This is a genomic window from Janthinobacterium psychrotolerans (assembly GCF_001677885.1).
Classification (GTDB): domain Bacteria; phylum Pseudomonadota; class Gammaproteobacteria; order Burkholderiales; family Burkholderiaceae_D; genus Janthinobacterium; species Janthinobacterium psychrotolerans.
The window spans coordinates 17,024-34,843 of record NZ_LOCQ01000057.1 but is presented as its reverse complement, the minus strand read 5'-3'; the positions used below and the strand labels follow the sequence as shown (position 1 = coordinate 34,843).

Annotated in this window: 15 protein-coding genes; 5 read left to right on the top strand and 10 right to left on the bottom strand. The window is 60.9% G+C overall.

Annotated features, from left to right (window positions below; all coding sequences use genetic code 11):
- Nucleotides 1-32: 32 nt before the first annotated feature.
- Together ASR47_RS15460 and ASR47_RS15455 are read left to right on the top strand one after the other, a co-directional pair.
- Complete coding sequence (locus ASR47_RS15460) at nt 33-1,481, top strand: efflux transporter outer membrane subunit (RefSeq protein WP_065308910.1); 1,449 nt, start codon at nt 33-35, stop codon at nt 1,479-1,481.
- A 161-nt stretch (nt 1,482-1,642) separates the two neighbouring features.
- Nucleotides 1,643-2,200 carry a fasciclin domain-containing protein gene (locus ASR47_RS15455; RefSeq protein ID WP_065308688.1) on the top strand — a complete coding sequence of 186 codons (558 nt, stop codon included), beginning with the start codon at nt 1,643-1,645 and terminating at the stop codon, nt 2,198-2,200.
- Between the two features lie 9 nt (nt 2,201-2,209).
- On the opposite strand, the gene ASR47_RS15450 is transcribed toward ASR47_RS15455, so the two are convergent.
- From ASR47_RS15450 to ASR47_RS15435, 4 genes are all read right to left on the bottom strand, one after another.
- Nucleotides 2,210-3,208, bottom strand: coding sequence for a serine hydrolase domain-containing protein (locus ASR47_RS15450; protein WP_065308687.1), 999 nt, complete (start codon nt 3,206-3,208; stop codon nt 2,210-2,212).
- 145 nt (nt 3,209-3,353) lie between these two features.
- Nucleotides 3,354-3,698: a hypothetical protein gene (locus ASR47_RS15445; RefSeq protein ID WP_065308686.1), complete on the bottom strand. Its 345-nt coding sequence runs from the start codon at nt 3,696-3,698 to the stop codon at nt 3,354-3,356.
- Between the two features lie 55 nt (nt 3,699-3,753).
- Nucleotides 3,754-4,086, bottom strand: a complete 333-nt coding sequence (locus ASR47_RS15440) for a hypothetical protein (RefSeq protein ID WP_065308685.1) — start codon at nt 4,084-4,086, stop codon at nt 3,754-3,756.
- A 333-nt stretch (nt 4,087-4,419) separates the two neighbouring features.
- Complete coding sequence (locus ASR47_RS15435; RefSeq protein ID WP_065308684.1) at nt 4,420-4,743, bottom strand: hypothetical protein; 324 nt, start codon at nt 4,741-4,743, stop codon at nt 4,420-4,422.
- Nucleotides 4,744-4,952: 209 nt separating this feature from the next.
- On the opposite strand from ASR47_RS15435, the gene ligD reads away from it, so the two are divergent.
- On the top strand, nt 4,953-7,445 hold the full coding sequence (gene ligD, locus ASR47_RS15430) for a DNA ligase D (RefSeq protein WP_065308683.1): 2,493 nt from the start codon (nt 4,953-4,955) through the stop codon (nt 7,443-7,445).
- A gap of 138 nt (nt 7,446-7,583) precedes the next feature.
- On the opposite strand, the gene ku is transcribed toward ligD, so the two are convergent.
- Both ku and ASR47_RS15420 read right to left on the bottom strand, forming a co-directional pair.
- Nucleotides 7,584-8,435: a non-homologous end joining protein Ku gene (gene ku / locus ASR47_RS15425; protein WP_065308682.1), complete on the bottom strand. Its 852-nt coding sequence runs from the start codon at nt 8,433-8,435 to the stop codon at nt 7,584-7,586.
- 8 nt (nt 8,436-8,443) lie between these two features.
- Nucleotides 8,444-9,421, bottom strand: a complete 978-nt coding sequence (locus tag ASR47_RS15420) for an SDR family oxidoreductase (RefSeq protein ID WP_065308909.1) — start codon at nt 9,419-9,421, stop codon at nt 8,444-8,446.
- Nucleotides 9,422-9,647: 226 nt separating this feature from the next.
- On the opposite strand from ASR47_RS15420, the gene ASR47_RS15415 reads away from it, so the two are divergent.
- Nucleotides 9,648-11,288 carry a SulP family inorganic anion transporter gene (locus ASR47_RS15415; RefSeq protein ID WP_065308681.1) on the top strand — a complete coding sequence of 547 codons (1,641 nt, stop codon included), beginning with the start codon at nt 9,648-9,650 and terminating at the stop codon, nt 11,286-11,288.
- On the top strand, nt 11,285-11,674 hold the full coding sequence (locus ASR47_RS15410; RefSeq protein ID WP_082988961.1) for an Imm1 family immunity protein: 390 nt from the start codon (nt 11,285-11,287) through the stop codon (nt 11,672-11,674). Before ASR47_RS15415 ends, ASR47_RS15410 begins: the two co-directional genes overlap by 4 nt.
- Before the next feature lie 6 nt (nt 11,675-11,680).
- On the opposite strand, the gene ASR47_RS15405 is transcribed toward ASR47_RS15410, so the two are convergent.
- The 4 genes from ASR47_RS15405 to ASR47_RS15390 all read right to left on the bottom strand — a co-directional run bounded on the left by ASR47_RS15405 (nt 11,681) and on the right by ASR47_RS15390 (nt 17,814).
- Entirely contained in the window at nt 11,681-12,157 is a 477-nt protein-coding gene (locus tag ASR47_RS15405; protein ID WP_065308908.1) for a GNAT family N-acetyltransferase, read from the bottom strand.
- An 82-nt stretch (nt 12,158-12,239) separates the two neighbouring features.
- Entirely contained in the window at nt 12,240-13,364 is a 1,125-nt protein-coding gene (locus ASR47_RS27445; RefSeq protein WP_245714367.1) for a T6SS immunity protein Tli4 family protein, read from the bottom strand.
- 2 nt (nt 13,365-13,366) lie between these two features.
- On the bottom strand, nt 13,367-15,226 hold the full coding sequence (locus tag ASR47_RS26515; protein WP_082988960.1) for an esterase/lipase family protein: 1,860 nt from the start codon (nt 15,224-15,226) through the stop codon (nt 13,367-13,369).
- Nucleotides 15,223-17,814 (bottom strand): type VI secretion system Vgr family protein, encoded by a 2,592-nt coding sequence (locus ASR47_RS15390; protein ID WP_065308678.1) that lies wholly within the window; start codon nt 17,812-17,814, stop codon nt 15,223-15,225. Before ASR47_RS15390 ends, ASR47_RS26515 begins: the two co-directional genes overlap by 4 nt.
- Nucleotides 17,815-17,820 lie beyond the last annotated feature (6 nt).

The window sequence follows — 17,820 nt, the reverse complement described above, 5'->3', positions numbered from 1 at the left end:
TGAAACCATTGCTCAAACCAGTGCTCGGCGCCATGGCGGCCGCCGTGCTGCTGGCGGCCTGCGCCGCACCCGACTTCCAGCAGCCGCAGATCGCCACCCCGGCCGCCTTCAAGGAGTCGCAAGTGCCTGCCGTGCAGACCGCGATGGATGGCAGCCGCTGGTCGCCGGCGCAAGTGAACTACGCCGAGCGCCAGGCGCGCGGCGAATGGTGGCTGGCGTTCAACGACAGCACCCTGACCGGCCTGATCGCGGAGGCCACGCAGGCCAACGCCAATCTGGCCGTGGCGGCCGCCCGCGTCAAGCAGGCAAGGGCGATCGCCGGCATCGCCGAAGCGGACCGCATTCCGCAGGTGGGTGTCAACGTGGGCGGCCAGCGCAACCGCGCATCAAACGTGTCGCTGGGCCTGCCCAACGGCGCGCCGGTGGCGGCCACCAATGTCTACCAGGCCAACCTGACGGCCAGCTACGAAGTCGACCTGTTCGGCCGCGTGGCGGCCAATGTCAGCGCCTCGCGCAGCGATGCGCTGGCGGTGGAGGCGACCTACCGCTCGGTGCTGCTGTCCTTGCAGGCCGACGTGGCGCAGACCTATTTCCAGCTGCGCGCGACGGACGCCGAACTGGCAAGCCTGGCCGAGACGGTGCGCCTGCGCGAAGAAAGCGTGCATGTCAACCAGCGCCGCTATGACCTGGGCGACATCGGCGAATTCGATCTGTCGCGCGCCCGCACCGAGCTGTCGACGGCGCGCGCCGAAGCGATCGGCCTGCAGCGCCAGCGCGCCACCGGCGAGCATGCGCTGGCGGTCTTGCTGGGCAAACCGGCGGCCAGCTTCACGGCCCTGGTCAACCCGCTGCAGGACAGCGCCTTTTTGCCGGCCATCCCCGCCGGCATGCCGTCGACCCTGCTGGAACGCCGGCCCGACATCGCCTCGGCCCAGCGCACCATGGAAGCGGCCAACGCGCGCATCGGCGTGGCCAGGTCGGCGATGTTCCCGGCCCTGATGCTGAACGCTTCCGGTGGCGGCGCGGCCGATACCTTCTCGGATATCTTCAAGTGGAGCAGCCGCTCCTGGCTGCTGGGTGCCCTGATGTCGATGCCCATCATCGACGGTGGCCGCAACAAGGCGGCGGTGACGCGCAGCGAGGCGCAGCTGGAAGAGTCGGTCGGCACTTACCGCCAGAGCGTGCTGGTGGCGTTCGCCGAAGTCGAGGACAACCTGGCCGGCCTGCGCATCCTGTCGGGCCAGACGCAGCAGATCGACGAAGCCGTGGTGTCTGCGCGCCGCTCGGCCGACCTGGCGCGCAAGCTGTATGACGCCGGCCGTTCCAGCTACCTGGACCTGCTCGACGCGCAGCGCAACCTGTCGGCCATCGAACGCAGCGCCGTGCAGCTGCGCGGCAACCGCGCCGTGACCACCGTGGCGCTGATCCGCGCCCTGGGCGGCGGCTGGGGCGAGCCCGAGCCGCAAGTCGCTGCGAACTGATCCTGGCACTGCGGGCTGGCATACGCCGGCCCGCAACAAGGGATGTTTTACCGAACGGCGCACTGCGCCGTTTTTTTTGTTGGCGTGAATTGAATCCGATTCCAGCCTGGCCGCGTAAGTACTCCTGCAATCATGCACAGGCAGTCATCCAGGAGATCATCATGCGCACCTTTATTCCCGCAGTACTGTTCGCCACTTCCATGCTGGCCACCGGCGCCAGCTTCGCCGCCGACATGAGCACCATGGTCGGTGGCCAGAGCATGCTCCCTTCCAGGGACATCGTCGACAACGCCGTCAATTCGGCCGACCACACCACCCTGGTGGCCGCCGTCAAGGCCGCCGGCCTGGTCGACACATTGAAGGGCAAAGGCCCGTTCACGGTGTTCGCGCCGACCAACGCGGCGTTTGCCAAGCTGCCGGCCGGCACCGTCGATACCCTGGTCAAGCCGGAAAGCAAGGAAACCCTGACCAAGATCCTGACCTACCACGTGGTACCGGGCAAGTATGACTTCAAGGCGCTGGCAAAGGAAATCAAGATGCATAACGGCAAAGCCACCTTGCCGACCGCCAGCGGCGGCAAGCTGATGTTCGCCATGAACGGCATGCACAATATCGTCGTGATGGACGAAGCCGGCGGCACCGCCAATATCAGCACCTATGACGTCTACCAGTCCAATGGCGTGATCAATGTGATCGATACGGTGCTGATGCCGAAGTAAACCGCCCGTTCAATCCGCCGCCAGCAGCGCTTTCAGGATCTCCTCCGAGCGCCGCTGGCCATACGGCTTGCCATAGGCGCTTGACGCCACCGCCACCACCATGCGGCGCGCCGGAATCACATAGATCTTGTTGCCGCCATTGCCGGACGCAAACGACACCTTGATGGTTTCACCGGCGACCTGGTAGCTTTTGCCATACCAGAAATAGCCATAATGATCGGCATGGCGGTCCACCTCGCCAATTGCCACGCGCGGCGCCAGCGCCGCTTGCAGCCAACCGCTCGCCAGCACGCGCTTGCCATCCACCATGCCATCGTCCAGCATCAGTTGCCCGATGGCCGCCATGTCGCGCGGCCTCAGCGACAAATTGCCCTGTCCCTTGGCGTGGCCCGCCACGTCGCGGCCCCACTGCCAGCGCGTGATGCCCAGCGGCGCGAACAGTACGCTGCCGGCAAAGGTGTCCAGCCCGATGCCGCTGGCGCTTTCCACCACGCGACCGGCGATATACGCGCCCAGCGAGTTGTAGCGGTATAGCGTGCCTGGCTGATCGGCTGCGGGCACGCCACGCACAAATACCGTGGCGTCGGGCGCGTCATCGAGCTTGTCTTCATTGCCCGGCGAGGCCGCATCCTCGTCAAACGCGCCCAAGCCCGAACGCATCGTCAGCAGATCGTCCAGCACCACCTTGCCGGCCGGGCTGCCGGCGACCTCGGGCCAGTAGTGGCCGACGGTGCCGGTGCTCGTCAGCTGGCCGCGCGCCACGGCCGCCCCCACCAGCAGCGCGGTCACGCTTTTGCCGGCCGAGCGCATGTCGTGCAGCGCATCGGCTGTCTGGTTGTTGTAATAGCGTTCGGCGACCACGGCGCCGTTGCGCAGTATTACCACCGCGCGCAGGTCGCCGTGTGGGTCGGCATCTTGCTGCTGCAGCACCTGTTCCGGCGTGGCGGCAAACGCGCAAGGACTATAAACGGCGGCAATCAATAACAGGCAGGCGGGCAGGCGGCGCATGGCGGACTTTCATGTAAGGTCAAGCCGCACAGTGTGATGTATTTGCGCGTGCTTGCGCAGGACGTTGGACTGAACGGCGCAAGCGCGTCCTTCAAACGCAAAAAAGACAGCCTGAGCTGTCTTTCCTGGACCTGCGCGTCAGCGATTATTTTGCTGGTGCTGGTGCTGGTGCTGGTGCTGGTGCTGCCGGCGCGGCGTCGGCGGCCTTTTCGTCAGCTTTGGCCTTGGCCTTGGCGGCCTTGTGGTGGGCCTTGGCTTTCTTGACCTTGGCATCGGCCTTGGCGCTTGCCACATCGGCTTTGGCGTCGGCGGCGACGGCGGCTTCTTTCGCATCGGCTTTCACGACGGCCTTGGTTTCCTTGGCTTCGGCCTTGGCCACTTCCTTGGTGTGGGTGGCTTCCGCTTTGGCTGGTGCCGGAGCTGCTGGCGTCTGGGCAAAAGCGGCGGTGGCGAAAACGGTGGCGATCAGGGCGGCGATGGTGTTTTTCATGTCAGTTCCTCAGTATGTAAAATTCGGTGTGCGAGCGGTGCTGTGCTGGTCGTGCTTACTTGGCAGGTGCGGCTTCGGCAGTGGCCGACGCCAGTTTTTCATCGGCCTTGGCCTTGGCTTTCTTGGCCTTGTGATGTGCTTTCGCCTTGCTGGTGGCGGCATCGGCCTTGGCGTTCGCCACGTCGGTCTTCGCGCCCATTTCGGCCTTGGTTTCTTTCGCGTCGGCTTTCACGACGGCGGCCGTTTCCTTGGTATCGGCCTTGACGACGGCCTTGGTGTGGGCCGCTTCGGCTTTGGCTGGCACCGAGGCTGCAGGCGCCGCAGGAGTCTGGGCAAAAGCTGCGGTAGCGAACAGGCCGGCGATCAGGGTAGCAATTACTTTTTTCATGGTGCAGTCCTCAGTGGTGGTTTGTCTTTGGTGCCGGGATGATTCCCGTGTCACTGAGCATAAAACGCGCCCCGAACCCGGGCCGTTGACGGGCATTACAAACGCTTACAACTGGATATTGTCATCAGTATTTCAAGGTCGGGCAGCGTCATTGCCGGCTTGTGTCTGCCATTGACCAAGCCGGCAACGCAGTGGGGAGCCTGATGGCGCGGTAGTTTGCCCGTCAGCGATGCCTTCAGCCGGCAGTTCCGTCAGATGTAGTTTGCCGATACGGCGTGCAAAAGCGAAAAGACAGCCTCGGCTGTCTTTTCGTGTGCGGGAAACGCAGGGTGCTTATTTGGCGGCAGGCGCTTCAGCCATGGCGGAAGCTTTTTCTTCAGCGGCCTTGGCCTTGGCTTTGCTGGCCTTGTGATGGGCTTTGGCCTTGGTGGCGCCGGCATCGGCCTTGGCGCTGGCAACATCAGCTTTTGCATCGGCAACCGTCGCCGCTTCCTTGGCGTCGGCCTTGGCCACTGCCTTGGTTTCCTTGGCTTGCGCTTTCGTCACTTCCTTGGTGTGCTTGGCTTCGGCTTTGGCGGCTTCAGGAGCGGCCGGGGTCTGGGCAAAGGCTGCGGTAGCGAACAAGCCAGCGATGATGGTAGCAATAACTTTTTTCATGGTGCAGTTCCTCAAGAAGTGGGTGGTGTGCAGAAGATGTTTCCCCTGTCACTGAGCCAAAAACGCGCCTTGCGGCAAGCCGGTTGACAGCCGATTACAAACACTTACAACTGCCGCTTGTCGTGCCGCCGCCGGCTTTGTTAGCTGGCGTACCGCGCCCGGCGTGCGCCCGGCCTAGACTGATGTCATTGTCACAGTGTGGGTCCGCCATGAAAGACGCCCTGAAAACCTATCAAGCCAAGCGCAACTTCGCCATCACGCCCGAACCCGCCGGCGGCGAGGAGTCCGAGGGAGAAGAACTGAGCTTTGTGATCCAGAAACACTGGGCCAGCCGCCTGCATTACGATTTTCGCCTGGAACTCGATGGCACCATGAAAAGCTGGGCCGTGCCGAAAGGGCCCAGCTACGACAGCCGCGACAAGCGCATGGCGGTGCAGGTCGAGGATCACCCGATTGCGTATGCCAGCTTCGAAGGCACCATTCCCGAAAAACAATATGGCGCCGGCAAGGTGATCATCTGGGACAAGGGCACTTGGGAGCCGCAGGCGGCCACGCCCGATGCGCGCCGCGCGCTGGCGGACGGCAACCTGAAATTCACCTTGCACGGCCACAAGATGCACGGCAACTGGGTGCTGGTGCGCATGAAGAGCAAGGGCGAAAAACAGCCGGCATGGCTGTTGATCAAGGAAAAGGACGATTACACGCGGCCCGCGCTGGAATATTCGGTGGTCGATGAGTTGCCCGACAGTGTGAAAAACCAGCCCATGCCCAAGCACAAGAAGACCGCGGTGGCCAGAGAAGCGCCGGCCAGCGCCTTGCCGGCGACCCTGGCGCCGCAACTGGCGACCCTGGTCGATGCGCCACCGGTGGACGCCAGGGACTGGATTTTTGAAGTGAAATTCGACGGCTACCGCATCCTGGCGCGCAGCGACGGCAAGGACATCGCGCTTATCACCCGCAACGGCAACGACTGGACGCATAAACTGGGCAAGCTGCACCAGGCCTTGGCAAAGCTGGGCTTGCCGCCAGGCTGGTATGACGGCGAGATCGTCGTCAATGGCAAGGATGGCCAGCCGAGTTTCGGCGCGCTGCAACAGGCGTTCGACAAGGATGCCACCGCTGACATCATGTATTACCTGTTCGACGTGCCGTATTTCGATGGCCATGACCTGCGTGCCCAGCCGGTGGAAGCGCGCCGCGCGCTGCTGCGGCAATTGCTGGAGCAGCTGCCAAAATCACCGCTGGTGCGTTTTAGCGAGGAACTGGACGCGGCCCCCGAGAAACTGCTGGCCAAGGCCTGCAAGCTGGGCCTGGAAGGCGTGATCGGCAAGCGGCGCGGTTCGCGCTATACGGCGCGCCGCTCGAACGAGTGGATCAAGCTCAAGTGTGGCCTGCGCCAGGAATTCGTCATCGGCGGCTTTACCGAACCGCAGGGTGCGCGCAGCGGCATCGGGTCCTTGTTGCTGGGCACGCATGACAAGGACGGCAAGCTGCATTACGCCGGCAATGTGGGCAGCGGCTTCGACCAGGATGCCTTGCGCGATCTGCGCCGCCAGCTCGATGCCTTGACGGTAGAGACCAGCCCGTATGCGGGCAAGGCGGGCGGCGTGCGCAGGGCGACGTGGGTCAAGCCCACCCTGGTGGCTGAAGTCAGCTTTGCCCAGTGGACCAGCGCCGGCGCCATCCGCCATGGTGTATTCCACGGCTTGCGCACAGACAAGCCGGCGTCCGCCATCGTGCGTGAGCGGCCGCAAGCTGTCAAAGCGAACAAGGAGAAACCGATGCCTGTCGAAAAACCATCGGCCAGTATCTTGCCGGCCGGCCTGAAAATTACCAACCCCGACCGCGTGATCGACAAGCAAAGCGGCGCCACCAAGATCGACCTGGTGCGCTATTACGCGCTGGTTTGCAAGCTGATGCTGGTGCATCTGCGTGGCCGGCCCGTATCGCTGGTGCGCGCGCCTGCCGGTGTCGGCGGCGAACTGTTCTTCCAGAAACATGCGGAAGTATCGAGAATGGCCGGCGTAAAACAGCTCGATCAACAACTGGATCCGGACCATCCCCCAATGCTGGAAGTGGCCAGCGCGCAAGGCCTGCTGTCGGCGGCGCAGTGGAATGTGGTCGAGTTCCATACGCAAAACGCGCTGGCCAAAGCTTACGAGCTGCCCAACCGTATGGTATTCGACCTGGACCCCGGCAAGGGCGTTGGCTGGCCGGCGATCCAGGAATCGGCGGTGCTGCTGCGCGCTTTTCTCACCGAGCTGGGTTTGCCGGCGTTCCTGAAAACCAGCGGCGGCAAGGGGTTGCATGTGGTGGTGCCGATCCGGCCCAAACACGATTGGGATACCGTCAAGGCGTTCTCGCAAGCCATTGTCGCGCATATGGCCGAGCTGATACCGAAACGCTTTGTCGTCAAAAGTGGGCCGGCCAACCGGGTCGGCAAGATCTTTATCGACTACCTGCGCAATGGCCGCGGCGCCACCACGGTAGCGGCCTGGTCGGTGCGCACGCGGCCGGGTCTCGGTCTTTCCGTGCCCCTGGCATGGGAGGAGCTCGACAAGCTGAAGGCGGCCGATCAGTGGAATGTGAGCAATGTGCACAGCCGGCTGGATGTGGGCAATACGCCGTGGGACGGGTATGCGCGCAGTGCGAAAGGGATCGATGCGGCGATGAAGAAGCTGGGGTTGGAATTACCCGGATAATGTCACGTAGATCGGATTAGGCGGGGCCGCCGAGGCGCGAAGCGCCGTAATCCGACAACATTGTTGACAACCTCTCGGGCGTAGGTCGGGTTACGCGCTTGCGCGCTAACCCGACCTACGCCCGACCCACGTTCACCATCACGCCGCCTTGCGCTTCGCCGCCGGTTTGCGCACCGTCTTTTTGGCCGGCGCCTTCTTGCCCAGACTTTGCTGCAGCAAGGCCACCAGATCGATCACATTGTCCGGCTTTTCCTCTTCCTCGGCATCAGGCTCCGGTGCGGTAATGGTCTTGGTCTGCTTGGCCTTGATCTTTTTCCTGACCAGCGCCAGCACGTCGTCGCGGTAGGTGTCGTGGTATTGCTCGGGTTGCCATTGCTCGCTCATGCCTTCGACCAGCGACAGCGCCATCTTCAGTTCCTTGTCGGTAATGCCGGCCGCCTTCAGGGTGCTGCCAGGCAAGTCCAGATCGTCCATTTCGCGGATCTCGTCGGCAAAGCGCAAGGTGTTGAGCACGATGGCCTTGTCGATGCACACCAGCGCGCACAAGTGCTGGCGGGTGCGGATCACCACGTTGGCGATGCCGATCTTGCCCGACTTGCGCAGGGTTTCGCGCAGCAGGGCGTAGACCTTCTCGCCACCCTTGCCGGGCAGCAGGTAATACGGGTGTTCGTAATAGGTCAGCGGCACATCGCCCGCATCGACGAAGGTCAGGATGTCGATGGTTTGCGTGGCCTTGACGTTGGCCCGTTTCAGGTCTTCGTCCGACAGCACCACGTATTCGTCGGGTTTGTATTCATAGCCCTTGATGATGTCGTCCCACACGACCTCCTTGCCGGTCTGCTTGTTGTAGCGCTTGAAGCCGATCGGCGCAAAGTCGCGCCGGTCCAGCATCGACAGGTCGAGTTCGTGATCTTTGCTGCCCGAGATCAGTTCGACCGGGATATGCACGAGGCCGAAGCTGATCGCACCTTTCCACAAGGCTCTTGGCATGGGTGCTCCTATTCGCCCACGCTGCCGGTCACGGGCAGCACGATGCCGGTGATATAGCTGGAGCAGGCGGGCGAGGCCAGGAAGACATAGGCCGGCGACAGTTCCTCGGGCTGGGCCGGGCGGTGCATGTCGGTATCCTGGCCAAATGTGGTGATGTCTTCCGCGGACTTGTCGGCCGGGTTCAAGGGTGTCCAGACGGGGCCGGGCGCAACGGCGTTGACGCGGATGCCCTTTTCCAGCAGGTTGCCGGCCAATGCCATCGTGAACGCGTGTATCGCGCCCTTGGTGGTGGAATAGTCGAGCAGGTTTTTCGAGCCTTTCAGGCCCGTCACGGAACCGGTGTTGATGATGGACGCGCCTTTTTTCAGGTGTGGCAGCACCGCCTTGGCCATATGGAAGTAGCCATAGACATTGGTCTTCATGGTCAGATCGAAGCGTTCTTCAGACAGGTCGAGCAGGGACTCGGCATGTTCCTGGAAGGCGGCGTTGTTGACCAGCACGTCGATATGGTTGAACTTGGCCATCACCTGGCTGACGGCTTCCTGGCAGAAACGCTGCTCGCGCACGTCGCCGGGGATCAGCAGGCAGCTCTGGCCTTCCGCTTCCACGTAGCGCTTGGTTTCGTTGGCGTCCTCGTGTTCGTTCAAATAGATAATGGCCACATCGGCGCCTTCGCGCGCATACAGCACGGCCACGGCACGGCCGATGCCCGAGTCGCCGCCGGTGATGATGGCGACCATGCCGGCCAGCTTGCCGCTGCCGCAATAGTCGGGCGCCAGGAAGCGCGGTTTCAACTGCATCTGCGCTTCGCTGCCCGGTTTGTCCAGGTGCTGGGCGGGCAGGGGCGTGCCGGGCTGGCTGCGCTGGCCGGTCTGCACGGCTTCCTTGCTTTCCGGGCTGTCGGGTTTGGCGGCGTCGCGCCCATCCTGTTCCTGCTGGATGCTGCGCTGCAGATTGCCGGCCGATTGGTTCAGGTTATCGCTCATGCTGGCCTCCATGGTAGGTAGCGGCCAGTATCGGGGCAGCTGCCTTGCAACACGGTGCGCTCGCTAACAAAGCGCAAAAATCCGCCGCAAATTTACGGGATGACCAGGAGGAGGGCGTGTTCCCCGATGCTGTCAAGGCACGATTGCCCGCCAGATCGGCGCCTTGCCCCTGTCAGCCGGCCTCGGCGCATGATAGGCTTCGGTTTTCAGATTTTGGGATCGCATCATGCTGCTCTGGCTCAGGCAATACCGGCGTTCTCTGTTGGCGGGGGACATTACCGCCGGTATCGTGGTGGCCATGATGATGGTGCCGCAAGGCATGGCCTATGCGCTGGTGGCCGGCCTGCCGCCCGTGGTCGGCATCTACGCCAGCATCTTGCCGCCCGTGCTATACGCCTTGTTCGGCAGCAGCATGACGCAATCGGTGGGGCCGATGGCCATCGTCTCGCTGATGACGGCCGCCGCCCTGGCGCCACTGGCCGACCCCGGCTCCACCCTGTATATCGTGCTGGCCGCGCAGCTGGCCTTTATCAGCGGCATCGTGCTGCTGCTGTGCGGTGTGCTGCGCCTGGGCTTCATGGCCAATTTCTTGTCGCGCCCCGTGACCAGCGGCTTCAGCAATGGCGCCTCCATCCTCATCATCTGGGGCCAGGTTACGCCCCTGCTGGGCGCCACCTGGCCGCACTGGCACGGTCCCAGCCTGGTGCTGGGCCTGGCCAGCCTGGCTTGTTTGTGGCTGGCCAGGCGCTATCTGTCGCGCCTGCTGCAGCGCTGCGGCCTGGGCAAGACGGCCGCCGATGTCGGTGCCCGCCTGGCGCCGATGCTGCTGGTCATCACCGGTATTTTGCTGGTGACCTATGGCGGCCTGGGCCAGATGGGCGTGCAGGTGACCGGCCATGTGCCGAACGGCTTGCCACGCCTGAACCTGGCGACCTCCGGCGCCCACTGGCGCACCTTGCTTTCGCCGGCGCTGCTGATCGCCTTTATCATTTTCCTGATGAGCATGTCCGCCGCGCAGACCCTGGCGCAAAAGCGCGGCGAAAAACTGCACACCAACCGCGAACTGCTGGGTCTGGGCGCGGCCAACGTGGCCAGCGCCTTGTCCGGCGGCTTTCCCGTCACCGGTTCCATCTCGCGCTCGGCCGTCAACTTCCAGGCCGGCGCCAATACGCCCTTGGCCAGCATCATCACGGCGGGCCTGTTGGCGCTGGCGCTGGTGGCGCCCACCGGCTGGCTGGCGCTGCTGCCGCTGCCAGTATTGGCGGCAACCATTATCTTTGCGGTAGCCAACCTGATCGACTGGGACACCCTGCGCATGGCCTGGCGCTACGACCGCAGCGACGCGCTGGCGCTGCTGGCGACCACCGCCGGAGTGCTGGTGCTGGGCGTGGAGGCCGGCGTGGTGATCGGCGTATTGCTGTCGATGGGCACCCTGATCTGGCGCGCCAGCCGGCCGCATATCGCGGTGCTGGGACGTATCCCCAACAGCGAGCACTTCCGTAACGTCGAGCGCTACGAAGCGCAAACCGTGCCCGACCTGTTGCTGCTGCGTATAGACGCCGGCCTGTTCTTCGGCAACGTCGAAGCCGTCACCGAACGCATCGAGGAAGAGCTGCGCGGCCACCCGACGGCGCGCCACCTGGTGCTGGTGCTGTCGGCCGTCAACCAGATCGACAGCACGGCGCTGCTGGGCCTGATCGAACTGAACAGCACCCTGGCCAAGCGCGGCATCAGCCTGAACCTGGCCGAAGTCAAAGGCCCCGTGATGGACCGCCTGCGCCAGAGCAGCCTGCTGAAAGAACTGAGCGGCAAGCTCTACCTGAGCACGGCGCTGGCCACGGCCGACCTGGGAGCAGGCAAGGCATGATGATGGAACTCAATCTGCACGGCGAAGCGGTCGCCATCGCTTCGCTGGCCGACTTGCGGCAGGCACTGGCCCGCGCGCAGTCGCTGGCGCAATGCGAACTGTGGCTGACCATGACCGTGGATGCCGAGCAAGGCCCGGCCCTGTGCATGCTGAAAAATGGCGCCAGTGCCTGGCTGATGTATCTGTCCGGCCAGGATGCCGCCAGCTGTCACTCGCTGGGCGATGAGGAGGAAGAGGGCGAGTGCAGCTATTGGCTGGCCAACGGCCAGGTCGATGTGTATCCCGCTGCGTGGTGTGTCGAGCTGGCGCTATGCCATCGGGCAATGGCGGCGTTTTTCACGACCGGCGGCGCCAGGCCCGCTGCGGTCGAATGGCAGCCCGACTGATGGCTGTCAGTTGATAAGTAAAACCTTTTCCATCGCCATGCTGGCCAGCATCAGGCCGCTGGGATGCGCATATGCTTCCTCGCGCAGCGCGACAAATCCCGCCGCCTGGTAAAACGGCACGGCATTCAGCGACGCCGAAAAATGCAACCGGGCGATGCCATGCCCACGCGCCAGCTCTTCCAGCGCCGCCAGCAGCCGCTTGCCGATGCCCAGCCTGCCTTGGGCAGGATCGACAAATACGGCATCGACTTCGTGCTTGTCCAAGTCCAGCATGGCATAGCCGGCAATCACGCCATCGCGCACGGCAACAATCCCGCCACCGGCAGCCAGCAGGCCCGCATAGCCAGCCGGCACCGGCGAGGCGCTCCAGACGGCGATCTGTTCGGCGGAATAATGCGTGGCGCAACTGATGCGCACGGCCACCGTCCGCAGCGCCCACAGGGCGTCGATATCAAGCGGCAGGGCGGGGCGCAATTCGATCATGCTGAATATTCGGCAAAAGCCCATGCTAGCAGTAAAACACGGCCTCCCGCCAGCCTGTGCCAGTACCGGCCTGGTGCTTTCCTTACTGCGCGGGTTTGTCCGGATCGATATAGTAGGAACCAGGCGGCGCACCCGGTACCTTGACGCGGAATTTCAGGCCGGAGAGCAGCTTATCCCACAGGGCGATGGCTTCTTCGTCGGTGAGTGAGGCGGTCTTGGCCGCTCCTACCGTGTTGTGGGCAACCTTGGTATACATATGCGCCACCAGCACAGATGGATACGCGACATCGCGCGGCTTGCCGACCAAAGTCCATTCGAAGTCGTGCGCACCATCGATGCGTCGTATCAGCGACTCTTCACCCTGCCAATGTTGCACTTGTCGTTTACCTTCACGCAGCAAGGTGCGGCTGGGATAATTCTTTCCTTGTCTTTTCTTGGCTATATCAATACGTCCCAATAAGGATAATTCAGTGTGCATTTTTTCATATAATTCACTCGAATAATCCATATATGCATTTTTATTTGAACTCACTGAAAATGTGACGTCAGGAAAGCTGGGGAAGTAAAGTCCCGCATCAATCATTTCTTGTTCATCATAGTTACTTTGCTTAATAAAACCGTAAGGAATGCAGTTTCCCGGTTCAGTGGGTATCTCGCCCTCTTCACGTAAACGAAAACTATTTGCTCGAACTATTTGTTTGGTCGCGGTATCTATTCTGCTTTTTCCTTCCGGTGTCGAATCTCCTAACGTAAATGTAAATTTTCCTTTTGTAATGTACGTGTTAAAATCTGTATCACCTGACTCTTTCGCGTATTTGTTATTAAAATATTGAATCTGCCAACTTTCTTCGAGTGGTCCTTTTCCGCTGTAAAGAATTTCCGAAGTGGGATTTTTGAGTTTTATTTGTTCAATATCCTCCAAAACTTGTTTGTCGCGCCCTTCCAATCCATCGGTTCTTATTCCAATGGTCGATGGAAGCGACACTTCGCCAAAAATTAATTCTGCCTCTTGCGGTATGTTCATGGCATAACGTCCAAAACATGTCGTTTTCGTTTTCAGAAAGATCATTTCAAGACGTTTGCTAAGAACAATATTTTTCGACACGGTATTTTCCTCGATCGCGCTTCGCGCTTTACAGGTCTGAAATAATCCAAACACTACAATGGCAGTGAAAAGAACTAATTTTTTATTTTTTTGATTGCCCATGATCAAGACCACTTTGCGGTTTTTGCGATTTGTGTAATGGAGTATAGCATTGAAGCAAGTACATTCGGATTTGAATAGCTATCTTGGTGCCCGTAATCAGTCCCTACCTTCATCCCATGAATAAATAATTTTTCTTTTTTAAAACATTTTTCCAAATTATTTGAAGGAACGGTGTCATCGCCAGGAGAACTCGCTGGCATTAGGCTTAATCGCAATCTTCGAGGGCCGGCTTGAACAACAAGCTGATTCTTGGCGTTGTCTTCCAATAACCGCCATTTTTCAGGGGAAGGAAAATTGGCGCTGCCCTTTGGGTCTGGAAGTCCGCTGGTAAGTCCCTCGATTACTTTGAAGACGACATTGCCATAACTTAATCGTTTCGGTGATGCACAGTAGCTTGCATAAGTAAGAGAGTGAAAAGTATCTTTTATTGACTCCAAAAATTCAAACGCGGCATTAAGTCTGCGCTTAACTTCAGTCAAGCCGCCACCATTTTTTTCTTCTATATTTGCTGGATTAATCCAGTCCGGATTTATTAGCCTCCACCACGCATTAGGTGGCTGTAAATAAATAGCATCCAACGCCGTAGCACCCTCGCGTGGCCAGCTCCAAAGTTCTTTACCTTGTTGATCCACTACCCTGAGCCATTTTTCACCGTAGGCTAAGGCAGGCATCATCTCCAAAGGTGCCGGGGCATTCGCCAGAATGGCGGTCGCATGGATACCGTTGATACCAAGTATCTCTGCCTCGTATTCACCGGCCGTTGTGTCTTTTTCTTGGAATCCGAAGCGCATGCGTTTGTATGCTCCCGCAGCGCCGATGGCTGGCATAACACTGTGATAAACGCCAAGTATTGTCAATTCCTTGCCGTTGACTATTTTTCCATAGTCCGGATGTATCAAGGCACGGGCCAGCAGGCCGCCCATGCTGTGTGTTACCAGAATGACTTCATAGCATTTGAAGCCCCGCTCACGATAACCTTTGACCAGTCCCCGTAGTCGTTCCGCGATGGCCACTGCAGTGGCGCCATTGCTCTGTACAAAGTTGTAGCCCATTGCATGAACGGGATACCAGCAAGCAGCGATTTTTTTCAAGTCATCTTCAGTTATCGCATTGCCTGGTACGCCACCAAATGTAGAAGGGTCTTTCATTGCCGACGCGCCCAAGCCGCTGGTCCCACGCCAGACTGGATGCAGCTTTCCGCCTAATACCATGTTGTTCATGTGTTTTTCAGTGTGCTGTAGCATCGAGCCATAAGCACCATCAAACAGTACTTCGCTCCAGCCGCGCCATCGTGCTACTTGCGCTGGGGTGGCGAACGCCTGGGGTTTCCCCTGTACCGGGCGGCTGCCGGGATTGATTCTGTTCGAACCCATCAAAGGAGGAATGGGCGTCAGACTGTCAGGAACATTCTGGTGCCGTATATCGGAAGCCATTGTTTCCGGTCCTTCTGCATCAAATTTTCCGTTTTTTTCTGTGTAGTGGTAATACTCGACTTCTGTTTCGTTGGGATCAAATACCAATTGGCGCTGTTGTGGTGTTGCTTCCTTAAACCATCCGCCCAAGCCAGTTCCGGCAGCAATATCTGCGATTCCTCCCGCTCCCATCAAGTCGTCCGGTCGCCAAGCTCGATTGTCTGGACGCTTCAACCGTTCTTGCCGTGCCTTGGACATACGCAAGTTGCTGCCCATGACACCTGGCAGAAAAATGATTGGTATCACTTTGCCAGGTGGCTTGGCGACCTCATGACGTGCCGTATCGCTGGTCTTGGTCATCTGCACCGCATACTCAGCCCACCCACCCACGCCTTGTGTAAATTGCCTTGGATGATTACCGCGTTTGTTCAGATCATCTTTGTCGCTCATGGCAGTTCTCCCTTGTATCGAATCACATAGCTATCCATGCCGGTGGATTTCTGTAACTTTGTCGAGCCATCGGCACCGCTTTTGCCTGACTGGTTGCCGTCCTCGCGCAGGATTTCAAAATCGATGCCGACGGCTGGCGTATCGTCCACTTCCATCAGCAACACTTCCTGATCAAAGCTGCTGCTTGGCCGTTCATTGAACTCCTGCGACACACTCTTCGGCCCCAGGGTTTCCAAGTTGCCGTTGAACAGCACCGGCGACGAGGTAAAGAACTGCACCTTGTCGCTGATTTCCAGCATGTGGTTGGCGCCGTGCAGGCGGATGCCTTTTTTGCCTTTGATATTGACCCAGTCCGCTTCGCTGATCAGCGACAGCACTTTGCGGGCGATGATGTCGACTTCGCCGTCGTGGGCTTCGATGGCGATCTTGCCGGAGGCGGCGATCAGTTTCATGCCGGCCTTGTGGACGAAGATGCGCAGGCTGTGGGCCACGCTGGCGAACAGGCTATGGCCGCTGGCCAGGGCGATATCCTTGCCGCTGGTCAGCGCCACATGGTCACTGGCGGCCAGATGGCTGGATGCTGCGCTGGACAATTCGATGCCGGCCGGGCTGGCCATGAGCAGGTGCGGTTCGGACAGTTCCGGAAAGTTTTCGCCGCTGCCCTTGATGGCGGTGTTTTGCTGCTGGATGGCGTCGGCCACGGCGCCTTGTTCGCTGGCGCCGTCCTGGGCGCCGGCGTCGACCGCCATCCCGGCCAGGTCATGCTGCAGTTCCCTGGCCTGCACCAGCCGGGCCAGGGTGTCGTCGAGCTGTTTTGCGGCGCCTGACCCGTTTGGTGTTTCGGTGGTGATCAGCATGCCTTTGCCGGCGCGCAGCGCGCCCCAGGCGCTGGTCGCCAATTCGAAGCCGCTGCCGCGCGCTTCCTTGCGGCCGGCGTGGTCGTCGATGCGGGCGATATTTCCCAGCGACAGGCGGCTGTCCTGGTGGCTGCTGCGCAGCTGGGCCTGCATGGCATGCTGCGTATCGTCGAGTACCAGGTGATTCGCGCTGCTACCGCCCAGCTCGCGGCTGCGCAGGCCGGACAGGGCACGTTGCTGCGGCAGTTGCCAAGGCGGCGGGTTTGCGCCGTTGTAGACCACGCCGGTCACGATGGGATGGTCGACATTGCCATCCTGAAATTGCACCACCACTTCCTGGCCTACGCGCGGCAGCGCGATCTGCCCCATCTGCGCGCCGGCCATCGGCATCATGACGCGTATCCATGGCGAACTGCGCTCGTCGAATTCGCCCAGTCGGTCCCAGTGGAACTGCAGGCGGATGCGGCCAAGCGCATCGGTGTGGATTTCTTCGCCGGCCGGGCCGACCACCAGCGCCGTCTGCACCCCGGCCACCACGCAAGGCACGCTGTTGTAGCCGCGGCCGGGTCGCCAGCGCCGGTCCTTGCGCACGCAAACAAAACCGTTTTCGTAGTGGGACGGCGCGTCGCTGCCGGCCTGATAATTGTTGCTGGCGACATGCTCGACCGACAGGATCAGGTATTCGCGCGCCTTGACGTCGTCGCCACGCGGCTCGCCGCGCTGGTATCGCCTTTCCTGCCCGCTGAAATGGCCGGCCAGGGTAAAACAGCGGCCCGCCTGGGCCTGGCGCTGGTTGCCGGTCGCTTCGAAATATTGTCGCAGATGATCGCTTTCCTCCATGCGGCGCTGGGCCAGCAGGTCGCCATGGTCGACATCGCGGTAGCCATAAGCACCGGTGTTTTCATACAGTTCATGCGCGGCGACGTCGCCCTGGCGGTTCAGTGAGTGGCCGGTGGCGCGCTGCGGGCGCGGGTTTTTATAGTCGAAGCTGGCCAGGGTCAGCATGCCGGAACCGAGCTGGCGCACGGCTTGCCATTGCTGGACGCCATCGTCTTCCATCGAGCCGGAGCCGGCATGAAACTGCATCGCGCCGCCGGACTCGCCATCGATCAGCTCGGCCAGGGTGCTGTCGTCGGCCAGCCACAGGGTATGGCCGTCCAGGCGGTGCTCATACCAGTAGTGCCAGCCCAGTGCCTCCCAGCGCCGGTGCAGATGGTTGTAGTCGGTTTCATTGTGCTGGTTGGCGCAAGACAGTTGCGGATCGTCACCCTGCAAACAGGTCTTCCAGTCGCGCTGCTGGTAGTGCGCGAACGTGGTTTCCGTCAATTGCATCACGCTCTGGCCATGGAACGAGACATTGTCCTGGCGCAGCCGGGCGAATGCCAGCCACGGCTGCAAGACCATGCGGTACCAGGCAAAACCGCCATCGGCGCGCAGCAGGCGAAACTCGCCCACATAGCCGTTGAAATACCGCAAGCTGCCATCGTCGCGGACCATGCCGATGGTCACCATGCGCCCCATCATGGCGCTCAAGGCGATATGGGCGTCGTCGGACAGCAGTTCCACCTCGAAGCGGAAGTCGCGCGACAGTTCTTCCTTTGCCTGCATGGAATTGACCAGCAGCACGGTATCGGCGGGGCCGTCGCCATGCGGAAAATCGAGGCGCAGCAAACGCCGCTCCTGCGAGGCCGAACCGAAGGCGGACAATGCCGCCAGGATGCCGTTGTTCATGCTTTG